The 11,645-nt window shown below is 68.9% G+C and carries 15 protein-coding genes; 7 read left to right on the top strand and 8 right to left on the bottom strand.

Features of this window, described 5'->3' with window-relative positions:
- Positions 1-37 precede the first annotated feature (37 nt).
- Positions 38-340, top strand: coding sequence for a DUF1905 domain-containing protein (locus tag ABZ420_RS34100; protein WP_063052760.1), 303 nt, complete (start codon positions 38-40; stop codon positions 338-340).
- A 31-nt stretch (positions 341-371) separates the two neighbouring features.
- Here the strand turns inward: ABZ420_RS34100 and ABZ420_RS34105 are convergent, their stop codons facing one another.
- The 4 genes from ABZ420_RS34105 to ABZ420_RS34120 form a co-directional block, all read right to left on the bottom strand.
- On the bottom strand, positions 372-983 hold the full coding sequence (locus ABZ420_RS34105) for a hypothetical protein (protein WP_357131740.1): 612 nt from the start codon (positions 981-983) through the stop codon (positions 372-374).
- A 122-nt stretch (positions 984-1,105) separates the two neighbouring features.
- Complete coding sequence (locus ABZ420_RS34110) at positions 1,106-1,435, bottom strand: hypothetical protein (RefSeq protein ID WP_357131743.1); 330 nt, start codon at positions 1,433-1,435, stop codon at positions 1,106-1,108.
- Positions 1,436-1,576: 141 nt separating this feature from the next.
- Positions 1,577-1,873 carry a hypothetical protein gene (locus ABZ420_RS34115; protein ID WP_357131746.1) on the bottom strand — a complete coding sequence of 99 codons (297 nt, stop codon included), beginning with the start codon at positions 1,871-1,873 and terminating at the stop codon, positions 1,577-1,579.
- Complete coding sequence (locus tag ABZ420_RS34120; protein WP_040870818.1) at positions 1,860-2,084, bottom strand: hypothetical protein; 225 nt, start codon at positions 2,082-2,084, stop codon at positions 1,860-1,862. The genes ABZ420_RS34115 and ABZ420_RS34120 overlap by 14 nt, the downstream gene beginning before the upstream one ends.
- 97 nt (positions 2,085-2,181) lie before the next feature.
- Between ABZ420_RS34120 and ABZ420_RS34125 the strand changes: the two genes are divergently transcribed.
- Positions 2,182-2,973, top strand: coding sequence for an alpha/beta hydrolase (locus tag ABZ420_RS34125; protein WP_357131749.1), 792 nt, complete (start codon positions 2,182-2,184; stop codon positions 2,971-2,973).
- Positions 2,974-2,986: 13 nt separating this feature from the next.
- Here the strand turns inward: ABZ420_RS34125 and ABZ420_RS34130 are convergent, their stop codons facing one another.
- The 3 genes from ABZ420_RS34130 to ABZ420_RS34140 are packed head-to-tail and all read right to left on the bottom strand — an operon-like array spanning position 2,987 to position 5,921.
- The gene (locus tag ABZ420_RS34130; protein WP_357131752.1) at positions 2,987-3,646 is read right to left on the bottom strand and encodes a TetR/AcrR family transcriptional regulator; all 660 of its coding nucleotides are present in this window, start codon (positions 3,644-3,646) and stop codon (positions 2,987-2,989) included.
- Positions 3,631-4,395 (bottom strand): crotonase/enoyl-CoA hydratase family protein, encoded by a 765-nt coding sequence (locus ABZ420_RS34135; protein WP_062972986.1) that lies wholly within the window; start codon positions 4,393-4,395, stop codon positions 3,631-3,633. Before ABZ420_RS34135 ends, ABZ420_RS34130 begins: the two co-directional genes overlap by 16 nt.
- Positions 4,392-5,921 (bottom strand): acetyl-CoA acetyltransferase, encoded by a 1,530-nt coding sequence (locus ABZ420_RS34140; RefSeq protein ID WP_357131755.1) that lies wholly within the window; start codon positions 5,919-5,921, stop codon positions 4,392-4,394. The genes ABZ420_RS34135 and ABZ420_RS34140 overlap by 4 nt, the downstream gene beginning before the upstream one ends.
- A 118-nt stretch (positions 5,922-6,039) precedes the next feature.
- Here ABZ420_RS34140 and ABZ420_RS34145 point away from each other — a divergent pair, with 118 nt between their 5' ends.
- The 4 genes from ABZ420_RS34145 (at position 6,040) to ABZ420_RS34160 (ending at position 10,085) form a co-directional block, all read left to right on the top strand.
- Complete coding sequence (locus tag ABZ420_RS34145; protein WP_357131758.1) at positions 6,040-6,783, top strand: crotonase/enoyl-CoA hydratase family protein; 744 nt, start codon at positions 6,040-6,042, stop codon at positions 6,781-6,783.
- A gap of 166 nt (positions 6,784-6,949) precedes the next feature.
- Positions 6,950-8,056: a DUF4185 domain-containing protein gene (locus ABZ420_RS34150; RefSeq protein WP_357131761.1), complete on the top strand. Its 1,107-nt coding sequence runs from the start codon at positions 6,950-6,952 to the stop codon at positions 8,054-8,056.
- A 96-nt stretch (positions 8,057-8,152) separates the two neighbouring features.
- The gene (locus tag ABZ420_RS34155; protein ID WP_357131764.1) at positions 8,153-9,361 is read left to right on the top strand and encodes an erythromycin esterase family protein; all 1,209 of its coding nucleotides are present in this window, start codon (positions 8,153-8,155) and stop codon (positions 9,359-9,361) included.
- A 49-nt stretch (positions 9,362-9,410) separates the two neighbouring features.
- The gene (locus ABZ420_RS34160; RefSeq protein ID WP_357131767.1) at positions 9,411-10,085 is read left to right on the top strand and encodes a class I SAM-dependent methyltransferase; all 675 of its coding nucleotides are present in this window, start codon (positions 9,411-9,413) and stop codon (positions 10,083-10,085) included.
- A gap of 4 nt (positions 10,086-10,089) precedes the next feature.
- On the opposite strand, the gene ABZ420_RS34165 is transcribed toward ABZ420_RS34160, so the two are convergent.
- Positions 10,090-10,680: an alpha/beta family hydrolase gene (locus tag ABZ420_RS34165; protein WP_357131770.1), complete on the bottom strand. Its 591-nt coding sequence runs from the start codon at positions 10,678-10,680 to the stop codon at positions 10,090-10,092.
- Positions 10,681-10,991: 311 nt separating this feature from the next.
- Between ABZ420_RS34165 and ABZ420_RS34170 the strand changes: the two genes are divergently transcribed.
- Positions 10,992-11,645, top strand: a 654-nt coding sequence (locus ABZ420_RS34170) for an acyl-CoA dehydrogenase family protein (protein ID WP_357131773.1), incomplete at its 3' end; no start/stop codon positions are given.

An 11,645-nucleotide genomic window follows, 5' to 3' on the forward strand; every position in this document is an offset into this window, starting at 1 on the left:
GCGAAGCCCTGTCGGTGCGCGCCGTTACAGTCGCGGCGTGGCTGGTTCGCGGTACTCGTTCACGGCGGAAGTCTGGGAATTACCGGGCGATGCCGCCTGGCATTTCGTGTCGCTGCCCGAGGACGTGGCCGATGAGATCGAGGAGCGCTACGCGCATCGTTCCGGCGGGTTCGGCGCGGTGCGAGTGCACGTGGTCGTCGGCGGCACCCGGTGGTCTACTTCGCTGTTCCCGGACAAGTCGCGGGCGACCTATGTCCTGCCGATGAAGAAAGCGGTGCGCGTCGCGGAGGGACTGGAGGCGGGGTCGGCCGCGCACATCGAACTGACGGTCGCGCTATAGGCGACGAAACGCGATGCGACGACCCGCGGGTTCAGTACCCGAGCCCTCCCACAGCGGCATTGCGCTTGCTCGCACTTCGCTTGACCGCCACCACCACGATCACGAGCACACCGAGGACCACGCCACCGAAACCGAGGGCGAGCGCGCCGAGCAGCGTGCCGACGAAGGAAGAGCCGAGGCCTCGGCCGATGGCAACCGTCACTTCGGAACTACCGGCCGTGGTCACCCGGTAGGCGCCCGGCTCGGCGGCCTCGAAGGAGAATCCGGCCCGGCCCTCATGGCTGCCGAAGGAATAGGTGATGCTCGCGTCGTACTTCCGCAGCTCCACATGCTTGCCGTGCGGGTCGAGCACCCGCAGATCGACCGTGCCGGAGGCGCCCTCGGACGACGCCCCCGCGTACTCGAAGTACACGGTGTACCCGCCGGACTCCGCCAGGTTCACCACACCGGAGCCTGGCACCCCGACCCGCTGGAAGTCATCGATGCGTCCCGAGGTCTGCAGGAATCCGAAAGCACCTAGGACGATCCCGCCGATGACGCCGATGGCGATCAGCGCGCCACCCAGCGCGAACCAGCGACCGGACGGGGTGATGGCCGGCGATCCCAGCGAATTCGGCGACGTCGGAAAAGGCGGCTGTGACACGGTCGGACCCTCGGCTTCTGGTCGACACCCTCGTCGACGTAGCGACAGCGTACGGTCTGCCCTACCGCATCGCTACGCGAAGTATCCGCCCCACCGTGACAACGGTCTCCGACCGTCGATGATCAGCGCGGTTGGGCCGCCGACATGCACTCGCTCGCGATGCGACCGCTGGCGGCGCGCGCCTTGTCCGCGTCTTCCTTGCTCATCCCCAGCGTTTCCTGGTCGGGAGCCTTGGTGTCGTACTCGTCGCTGATCATGATTCGCAGTCCGTCCTGCGAAATCCCCTGATCGACGAACACCTTCGCGGCGCAGTCGGCCAGCTGCTGGTTCTTGAGGCCCTTGTCCTGCAAGGACTTGGACAGATCGGCCTGCGTCACCGTGGGCGCCGCCGTGTCCTTGTCGCTGCCGCATGCCGCGAGCACCGGCAGCGCGATCAGCGCCGCGGCGATCATGCAGATCCGCACCTGACTCCTCTTCCTCGACTGACCACTGTCGGTGGCGTGGCCACCATAATGCCGTGCGGCGTCCAGCGGTAGTCGTCTGCCACGGCGAATGCGGGATACGTTGCCGTCCAACAGGCTACGTGCGCGAACTCAGAGGTCCATCGCCGCGCGCAACGCGGTGTCGAGCCGCTCCAGGGTGTCGCTGTCCACCACGTCCACCCGCTCGGCCAGCCAACCGCGGAAGATCCGCCCGATGTTCCCGGCATGCACCCAGCCGTGTTCCTTGACCGGAACCGCGAGGATGTCCTGCGGATCGTCCTCGATCACCTCGGCCGCGATCAGCCAGGGACGCGGTGATTCGTTGATGCCGTCACTGCTGATGAGCACGACCGCTCGGCGGCGCGGCGAACCATGCGGGTTGTAGATCCACAGTTCACCCCGACGCACGCATCTCCTCCTCCGCGGCCGCCAGCTCGGCCGCGTCCGCGGCGGCCTCGGCGGTCACATCCGATACCGGACCGACACCGGTGCGCACGGCCTCCCGTCGCGCGGCCTTCGAAATCCAAGCCGACGGCGACATTCCCGCCCGAGCCGCCGCCTGTTCCGCGAATGACCAGGCGGCTTCGTCCAGCGAAAGGGTGACCTTACGCGTTGCCATACCAATTATCGTACCGGCACCGCGGGGCGCGAACCAGCCCTGATGATCGCCCGCGACATCCCATCTGATGACAGGTGACTGCTGTTAGTGTTGGCGCATGACGACCTTGCACCATCATCGCGTCGGCGCGGGCGAACCACTCGTGCTGGTACACGGCGTCGGGAGCCGGTGGCAGGTGTGGGAGCCGATCATCGACACACTGGCCGCGTCGTACGAGGTCATCGCGGTCGACCTGCCGGGCTTCGGTGGATCGGCGCACCCGCTCGCGCACACCACGGTGCCCAACCTGACCGAGGCGCTCGCCGAGTTCCTCGCCGCGCAGGGGATCGATCGCCCGCACCTCGCCGGCAATTCGATGGGCGGGCTGATCACGCTGGAACTGGGCGCCCGCGGGCTGGCTCGATCGGTGACCGCCTATTCGCCGATCGGGTTCTGGGACACCGCGGGCCGGGTGTGGTGCCAGCAGTCGCTGGGCAAGTCACGGGCACTCGCGCGTCGGCTGCGTCCCGCTCTGCCGTCCGTGCTGAGCACCGCCGCGGGCCGGACCGTGTTCCTCTCGCTGGTCTTCGGCAAGCCATGGGCGCTGGATGCGAAGGTGGCGCTGGAGACCGCGCTCGGCGCGGCGGACTCGGCCGGTTTCGACGAGGCGCTCGCCTCGTTCACCGACGTCCGGCTGCCCGAAATCGGCGCGTTCGCCGACACTCCGGTAACGATCGCCTGGGGCAGCCGCGACATCCTGCTCACCTACGCGACGCAGAGCCGCAAAGCGCGCAGCGTGCTGCCGAACGCCGAGCACGTCACGCTGCACGGCAGTGGGCACACGCCGTTCTTCGACGACCCGGCCGGCTGCGCACAGGTCCTGCTCGAGACGATCACCCGCGTACGGTAGGCGTCCGGCCGGTTCAGTCCGCGGGCGGATCGAGCAACGTGTCCGCGGCCGCCGTGCCGAGCAGGACGCGCACGGCGTTCCCCCATCGGTGCCGGAGCAGCCGGTTGCGGGACAGGTCGCCGGTGAGCAGCACGCGCAAGGCCTGGCCGGTCATGATCTCGATGGTGAACTCGGTGATCGTCGGAACCCGGGGATCGTCCGGGAATTCGCGCCGGAAGCTGTCGCGGATGCTGGTGTGCATCAGTTCGAACAGGCGGACCTCCAGCGGCAGGAACGCCGCTCGCAGTTCCGGATCGGTCCGCGCGCCGACCCACATCTCCAGCGCCGCCCAGAACGACGGGCCGCTGAGCATCCGCATGGTCAGCTCGACGGCCGTCTCCAGCCGGTCCGCGCCATCCGGGATGGCCTCGAATTCGCTTGTCAGCTGGTCGAATCGACGCCGCGCCACGTGCTGCACAGCACCGGCGAGCAGGTCGGCCCGGGTGGGGAAGTAATGCTGCAACGTCCCCCGCGGCACATCCGCCCGTTTCTGTACCTCGAGCGTGGTGGTGCCCACGTAACCGACCTCGACCAGGCTATCCACCGCCGCGTCCAGCAGCCGCGTGCGCATGCGCTCCCTGCGCTGCGCCTGCGGCTGCCGGACGTGTCCCGTGCCCGTCAGCGGCCCTGCCACTGCGGCTCGCGCTTCTGCGCGAACGCCAGCGCGCCCTCGGCGGCGTCCTTGGACAACAGTGCGGGCAGGGCGATCTCGCCCTGCTTCGCGAACGCCTCGGCGACCGTCCAATCCGGCGACTCGTCGATGATGCGCTTGCTCGCGGCCACCGCGAGCGGAGCGGCGGCGGCGATCTCGGCCGCGAGCTCGAGCGCGACCGACAGCGCCGCACCCGGCTCGGTGACCCGATTGACCAAACCGAGCTGGTGGAGCCGCTCGGCGCCGATACGGCCGCCGGTGAGCGCGAGTTCGGCGGCGGTGCTGCGCGGCAGCCGCTGGGTGAGGCGAAGCACGCCACCGCCCGCTGCCACCAGACCGCGCTTGACCTCGGGGATGCCGAACTGCGCGTCGCGCGCGGCGACGATCAGATCGCCCGCGAGCGCCAGCTCGAAACCACCCGCCAGCGCGAAGCCTTCGACCGCGGCGATCATCGGCTTGGCCGGGGGCTTCGCCGTGATGCCGAGCGGGCCGCGGCGTTGCGTCATCGGCATCTCGCCTTTCGACGCGGCGACGAGATCCATTCCGGCGCTGAAGGTTCCGCCGGCACCGGTGAGCACGAGCACGCGCGCGGCGTCGTCGGCTTCGAACTCGTCGACGGCGGCCTCGATGGCCTGCGCGGCGGCCAGGTTGATCGCGTTGCGCGCTTCGGGACGGTTGACCGTCAGCACGGTGATCGCGTCGCGCCGCTCGATAAGGACGGGATCCGTCATCGGGCGCTCCTCTCGGTGAGCAGGGTGAAGGTGTCCGCGGCGATCTCGGCGTCCGCGCCGAGCGGATCGCCCGCGGTGAACGCCGCGAGGGTGTCGGCATCCGACGCCCGGACCAGTATGCGGGTCCCGTCGGGTGTCAGTGCGCTCACCACAACGGCTTCCGGCTCGTCGGCGCGGTCCGGCGCCGGGCCCTTGCGATAGGCGACGGTGTACGCCTCGACCGAGGCGGGACCGGTGTACCCGGGCGCAGGTTCGCGCCGCGCCGCGGGCACCTCGGCCTCGATCGCACGGAACAGCCGCTCGGGAGGCCTGGCCGAATACACGCCGACGCCGTGCTTGGTGCTGTACCAGCCGAGTGCCGTCGCCAGGCCGTAGGCCCCCGGGTCCGCGCGCAGCATGCCGGACAGCGTCGCGATCGAATGCGTCGTGTAGTTGTTGCCCGGCCCGCCCGCGAAGGTGAGACCGCCGGTGACCGACAGCGGCCGGGACGGATCGTCGATCGGCAGGCCGAGTTCCTCGGCGGCGATCTGCACCGCGACCGGGAAACAGGAGTAGAGGTCGATGTGCGCGACATCGTCGATCCCGATCCCGGCCGCACCCAGCGCCGCTTTCCCCGCCGCGGCGATGGCGGGTGAGCGGGACATGTCCGCGCGCTCGGAGACGAACCACTCGTCGGTCGCGGTGGCGCCCGCGTGCGGGAACACCCACCGGTCCCGGGGCACACCGGCGGCGTCGGCCGCCGCCGCGCTGCACAGGATGAGCCCGGCGCCCAGATCGACGGTGAGGTTCGCGATCATCAGCTTGGGGTACGGCGTCGACACCATGCGGTTGGTGGGCGCGGGCGTCACCAGGTCGGCGGCGGCATGCGCGGTGGGTTGCCACGCGTACGGATTGCGCGCCGCGATCTCCGACAGCCGCGACCACAGTCCGCCGATCCGCTCGCGGTGCGCGGCTTCGGTCGACCCGAGGCGGTGGCGTAGCGCCGTCTCCATGAGCGCGTAGAAGTACACCGGACCCCACAAGCCCGCGGCGGTTTCCATGTCCGAGTTCGGCCCGCGATCGGAGCCGATGACCTCGTCGGGACCCACGTCCTCCGGCTGCTCCGGCCAGTCCACCGCCGTGCCGGTGCGGGTGGCCGCGTTCCCGGAGTACACCGCTTCGGACCCGGTGAGCAGCGCGATGTCCGAGCGGCCGTCGGCGATGGCCTGCGCGACCGTGTTGAGCAGCCGCTGCGGTGCGTCGCCGCCGAAACGCACCGACTGCACGGTCCGCCTCGGAGCGGCGCCGAGATCGGCGGCGACGAGCGCGCCCAGATCGCCGTAGGGGCGGCTGACCGGGGCGACGGCGGCGATCAAGTCGGCCGACCGCAGCAGCCGGTCACCGACGCCGCTGTCGGCGCCCGCGCGGCGCAGGGACTCGGCGGCGAGCTCGACCGGGCCGGGGAGACCGGGCTCACCCGGTCGGTGTACGACCTGCCCGGCGCCGACGAGCACCGGCGTCCTCGGGTCCATTCCGGCTGGCAGCATGCGTCCTCCGCTCCATAACCGTCAACATTGACGGTAATTCGAGTTCGATTAGAACAGAGCCCGAGCGCGCGGGCAACAGCGCGGGCGGCAGTAACTGACCGGTGAGTAAGATAGGAGCATGGGCAGCAACATCGCAGTGCGGTTCGACGACCACCGCGCGTACGTCACGCTCGATCGGCCGGACAAGCACAACGGCCTGACCGTAGACATGCTCAGCGAACTGGTTGCCAGCGCGAAGCTGGTGTCCCGTCGCAGTGCGGTGCGTGCGGTCATCCTGTCCGGGAACGGCCCAAGTTTCAGCAGTGGCCTGGACATCGCAGCGGCGACCAGCGATCCTCTGGCAATCATCCGGAACTTCGTTCCGCTGCCCTGGCGGGGCACCAACGCCTTCCAAGAGGCGTGCTGGGCTTGGCGCCGCCTGCCCGTGCCGGTGATCGCCGCGGTGCACGGGCGCTGCTTCGGCGGCGGACTCCAGCTCGCGCTCGCCGCGGACATCCGTTTCGCCACCCCAGACGCCGAGTTCTCCGTCATGGAGACCAAGCACGGCCTGGTCCCGGACATGACCGGGGCGGCAACGCTGTCCAGGCTGATCGGCATCGACAAAGCCCTCCTGCTCACGATGACCGCGGACACCGTGGACGCCGCCTACGCCGCCGAGATCGGCTTGGTCACCGAGCTGAGTGCGGACCCGGTCACGGAGGCCGAGAAACTGGCCGACCAGATCGCGACGCGGTCACCGCATGCGATCGCCTCCGCCAAGCGGCTGTTCGATAAGTCGTGGCAAGCATCCCCCCGGCGAACCTTTGCCCTCGAGCGCGCTGCCCAACTCCCACTGATCATCCGCAAAGCGCTCGGTAGATAGCTGTAAATTCGCCAGAAGCGCCCGGCCGACTGGTTCCGCTGCTACCATTTGCACGATTTGCCAGCCAGTCGACTAGTGGTGCGCGGCACGCTGCGAAGGGTCTGTGTATCGCGGGACGTCCATGGTTCGCACCGCTCTCGGGAAGAAACCGGAGGGCTCACAGACAGTGATCAAGACCGCATCCTTCCTACTCTCGGCGCTGGCGGGTGTCTCGGCCCTGCTCTTCACGGCGACCACCCCCGCCATCGCCAACCCGAACGCCATCAATCCGATTCCGGTACTCAACGGCACGACGGGATTGCCGAACCTGCTCGGCCGAACCAAAGCGGTGTTTCAGGTGACCGGCATGGCCAGCCCGAACAACACCCAGACCTATAACGTCCTCGGCACCGATCTCGGCATCATGTGGGACAACGGACACGGTGAAATGCTCACCGCGTTCGGCGACACCGCCGGCGTCGGCTTCCCGAATCTGCTCGCGGGCAGCATGTGGGCCTGGCGCAGCAATATCCTGCTGCGCAGCCACACCACGAATCCGTCCGAAGGCATCTTCTTCGACAGCGCGGTACGCGATATATTCGGCCAGGCCCGCGATCTGATCCCGAGCCCGAAGATCCCGTTCCTGGAGATCAGCCGGATCCCCACCGCGGCCATCTCGGTCAACGGTGTGCAGTACATGAGCCTGATGTCGGTGCGGACCTGGGACGACGTCGGTCAGTGGAGCACCAATTTCTCCGGCCTCGCCACCTCCGGGGACAACGGCGAGAACTGGGCCGAACTGCCGGAAACGCGGCGCAACAACGAGGGCGGAAACGCCAACTTCCAGATGAACGCCTTCCTCGCCGACGGCGGATACATCTACGAATACGGCACCCGATCCGGGCGCAATCACACCGCTCACGTCGCTCGCGTACACGCGCAGGACATCGGGAACCTCGCCGAATACGAATATTGGGACGGCGGCGCCTGGCGAAAGAACGACGTGGACGCCGCCGCGCCGATCATGTGGGGTGTCGGCGAACTCTCGGTGATGTACAACGCCTATCTCGGACAGTACATCTCGCTCACCACCGATCAATTCAACTCCGTGGTGATGCGGCGCGCGTCCGCCCCGGCCGGCCCGTGGAGCGATCCCGAAGTGCTGATCGATACGCGCGAATTGCCCACCGCGTACGCACCCGCGATCTTCCCGTACCAGACCGGGCGCGATCTGTACTTCCTGACGACGGTGCACAGCCAGTACAACGTCGTGCTGATGCGCACGACGCTGTAGCTCGCGGACCGGCGATCCGGCGCGGGGCTTGACCTCAACAATGGTTCATGAATGAGGCTGCTTCGCGTTGGATCGTTCACATTTCCGGGAGGCATCATGCTCAGCACCACCGTCGACGTCCGCGCTTGGCTGCGCGACAACGCCGTCGCGATCGATAGCTCCGACCCCAGCTCCTACGGTTCGGATCTCGACGCTCTGATCGCTCGGCTCGGCGCGGCCACGGTGGTCGGACTGGGCGAGTCCACGCGGTTCTCCCGGCAGACCTTCGGTGTGCGTGAGCGGTTGTTCCGCGGACTGGTCGAACGGCATGGCTTCCGCGCGTTGGCGATTCAGGACAGCGCGCGTTCCGGTGCGCGTTGGGACCGGTTCGTCACCGCGGGCGAGGGCGATCCGCGAACGGTGCTCGCCGGCGCCTGGCGCCCGTGGCGAACCGAGGAATCGGTGGCCACACTGCGCTGGATCCGCGCGTGGAACCTGGCGCATCCGGAAGACCCGGTGCGGATCTTCGGCGTCGAACCGCCCCGCGCCGAGCCGAGCGACTACGACGCGGTGCTCGACTATGCGCGTCGTGCGGCTCCAGACCGGTTCGCCGCGATCGAGGCGCACCTCGCGCCGATCCGCACCGCCCATCAGATCGATGAGCACGTTCAGCGCCACCAGGGCATCCACCCGGGCCGCCCGTTCGCCGAACACGCCGAAGACGCCCTCGCGCTCCTGGCCGAGTTGCCGGAAACGAACGAGCGCGCCACCGCACTCGCCCATGCCCGTCTGATCCTCGACTTCCACCGGTCCAGCGTCGCGAGTCAAGGGTTCGCCCGGGACGAACGGCCCTCGGCCGAGACGGTGCTGCACCGGCAGCGCTCCACCGGCGCCAAGATCGTCTACTGGGACGGGCTCGCGCACACGACCAGCCTTCCGATCGTTTACGACACGGCCGAATTCCGCGGCGCCGGAAGCCATTTGCGTGATCACCTGGGCGACGGATACGTGTCCGTCGGCATCGGGTTCCATCACGGCGACCTCGGCATGGCCGTGGCGCCCGCCCCGTCGCCGGACCTGGTCGATGCCGCACTGGGCGAGGTAGAGCTGCCCGCCTACTACCTGGACCTGCGCGCCGCGGCGCCGGAACCGGTGCGTGACTGGCTGACCGGCCCGGCGAAGCTGCGCACCATCAGCGGCGTCTACGACCCGGCCGCCGACGCCACCGCGAACATCCGGCTCTCCTCGCTCGCCGCCGCGTTCGACGTGCTGATCCACGTGCGCGAGACCACGCCGGTGCATTGGCTCTCGCAGGTATCGGACTGACTCGAGCAACCCTCGGGGGCGCGGGGCGCGCGATCAATAGACTCGGAATATGGATGCGGCCGACTGGGATGAGCGCTACGCGCAAACGGAATTGGTCTGGGGCGCACCGCCGAACAACACCGTGGTGGAACACGTCTACGGGTTGGAACGCCGTGCGCCACTCCAGGCCGCCACACCCGCGGGGGAGGCGCCGGACCTCCCCCGCGCCCTCGATCTGGCGTGCGGCGAGGGGCGCAACGCCCTCTGGCTCGCCACGCACGGCTGGCAGGTGCATGCCGTCGACTACTCCCAGGTGGGCATCGACAAAGGCCGCACCGTGGCCTCGCGCCTGTCCCGCTCGGTGCGCCACCGCATCAGCTGGCAGTGCGCCGACGTCACCGACCTGGACGAGGCGGAGATCACCGGCCCGTTCGAGCTGGTCTTGATGGTCTTCCTGCACTTGCCCGCCGAGCAGCGCGGCGCGCTGGTCCGCAAGGCGGCCGGCCTGCTGGCCCCGGAAGGCACCCTGCTCGTACTCGGCCACGACACCACCAACATCACCGACGGCTGCGGTGGTCCGCAGGACCCTTCCATCCTCTTCACGCCCGACGACATCGTCGCCGACCTCGGTCCCATGGCGTCGGCAGGGCAGATTCGAGTGCGCATGGCCGACCGCGTCTACCGGCCGACCGAGACCGGCGACGCCATCGACGCTCTGGTCATCGCCACCCGGCCGGCCGAGTAGGGGTTCAGGACCAGCGCTCCAGCCAGGGGGTCACGGTCTCGGCGATCAGGTCGAAGCCCGCGCGGAAGGCGTGCGGCTGGCCCGGGATCACGCGGACTTCGGCGGCGTCGGCGGGATCGGGTATCCCGAACGGATCGTTGGCGCCGTTGACGACCACCACTTCGATGTCACCCGGGGCGAGCAGCTCGTCCCGGCGCGAGTTCTCCGGTTTGCCCGGCGGATGCAGCGGGAACGACAACGCGAGCACGCCGCGGGCCCGCGCCGCGACCGCCGTTCTACAGGCGACCCGCGCCCCATTGCTCCGCCCACCTTGGATCAGCGGAATGCGTTTGCGACCACGCAACCGAGCGACGACCTCGAGCCAAGCCTCGTCCTGCTTGACCGCCGACCCCGGCGCCCGCCGCCCGGCGACCCGATACGGCTGCACCACCCGCGCCACCCCACCCCCCAGCCGCAGCGCGGCAGCCCGCACCGCGAGCAGATCCTTCGTCTCCACCCCACCGCCCGCGCCATGCGTGAGCAGCAGCAGGAACGCGGGCCTGCGCGGCTGTTCGAGCTCGACCTCGGCCGGCCCGGCACTCGTCTCGATCAGCATCGTCCTCATTCTGCCCCGCCGTCCGAGTGGCCGCCGCGTACGCGACGAAGGAGCAAGCGGCGGTCGCTCGGACGCGAGCCATGAAGGGACCGCGAACACGCCGCGCGAAGGCGCGGCAAATCAAACACTGTAAAACTCGTCACATTGCCTGCTCAGCTCTTTGCGCATTCATTACCGGCCGGTAATATGGCTCATAAGTTACCCGCGAGTAGCATGCGGAAAACCGGCACGACTACCCCGGTGGAGCGAACAACGGGCGGGAACGGCAACCATACCGACCGCACCAACTCAACGGAGAGTGAGTACTGACAATGGGTCACTACAAGAGCAACGTCCGCGACCTGGAGTTCAACCTCTTCGAGGTCCTCGGCCTCGGGTCGATCCTGGACAGCGGCGCCTACGGCGATCTCGACACGGACACCGTGAAGGAGATGCTGAACGAGGTGCGTCGCCTGGCCGAGGGTCCGCTCGGTGAATCGTTCGCCGACGCCGACCGCAACCCGCCGGTCTTCGATCCCGCGACCCACACCGTCGCGCTGCCCGAGTCCTTCAAGAAGAGCTACCGCACCCTGCAGGACGGCGGCTGGGACCGGCTGGGCATCGCCGAGGAGCTGGGCGGCCTGCCGATCCCGCGCGCGGCCTACTGGGCCGTCGCCGAGCTGATCCTGGGCGCGCAGCCCGCCGCCTTCATGTACGCCGCGGGCCCCGGCTTCGCGAACATCTTCTACAACAACGCCACCGAAGAGCAGAAGGGCTGGGCGAAGATCGCCGCCGAGCAGGGCTGGGGCGCCACCATGGTGCTGACCGAGCCCGACGCCGGTTCCGACGTCGGCGCGGGCCGGACCAAGGCGATCAAGCAGGAAGACGGCACCTGGCACATCGAGGGCGTCAAGCGGTTCATCACCTCCGCCGACTCCGACGACCTGTTCGGAAACATCATGCACCTGGTGCTGGCCCGCCCCGAG

It is taken from the genome of Nocardia sp. NPDC005745, assembly GCF_040630775.1.
In the GTDB taxonomy this organism is placed as follows: domain Bacteria; phylum Actinomycetota; class Actinomycetes; order Mycobacteriales; family Mycobacteriaceae; genus Nocardia.

What these genes read in the sequence shown, in the direction of transcription:
- ABZ420_RS34110 (WP_357131743.1), bottom strand. Translation starts at nt 1,435, where the DNA reads ATGATCGCCGCGGCGCTGATCGCGCTGCCGGTGCTCGCGGCATGCGGC.
- ABZ420_RS34120 (WP_040870818.1), bottom strand. Translation starts at nt 2,084, where the DNA reads ATGGCAACGCGTAAGGTCACCCTTTCGCTGGACGAAGCCGCCTGGTCA.
- ABZ420_RS34125 (WP_357131749.1), top strand. Translation starts at nt 2,182, where the DNA reads ATGACGACCTTGCACCATCATCGCGTCGGCGCGGGCGAACCACTCGTG.
- ABZ420_RS34135 (WP_062972986.1), bottom strand. Translation starts at nt 4,395, where the DNA reads ATGACGGATCCCGTCCTTATCGAGCGGCGCGACGCGATCACCGTGCTG.
- ABZ420_RS34140 (WP_357131755.1), bottom strand. Translation starts at nt 5,921, where the DNA reads ATGCTGCCAGCCGGAATGGACCCGAGGACGCCGGTGCTCGTCGGCGCC.
- ABZ420_RS34145 (WP_357131758.1), top strand. Translation starts at nt 6,040, where the DNA reads ATGGGCAGCAACATCGCAGTGCGGTTCGACGACCACCGCGCGTACGTC.
- ABZ420_RS34155 (WP_357131764.1), top strand. Translation starts at nt 8,153, where the DNA reads ATGCTCAGCACCACCGTCGACGTCCGCGCTTGGCTGCGCGACAACGCC.
- ABZ420_RS34160 (WP_357131767.1), top strand. Translation starts at nt 9,411, where the DNA reads ATGGATGCGGCCGACTGGGATGAGCGCTACGCGCAAACGGAATTGGTC.
- ABZ420_RS34165 (WP_357131770.1), bottom strand. Translation starts at nt 10,680, where the DNA reads ATGCTGATCGAGACGAGTGCCGGGCCGGCCGAGGTCGAGCTCGAACAG.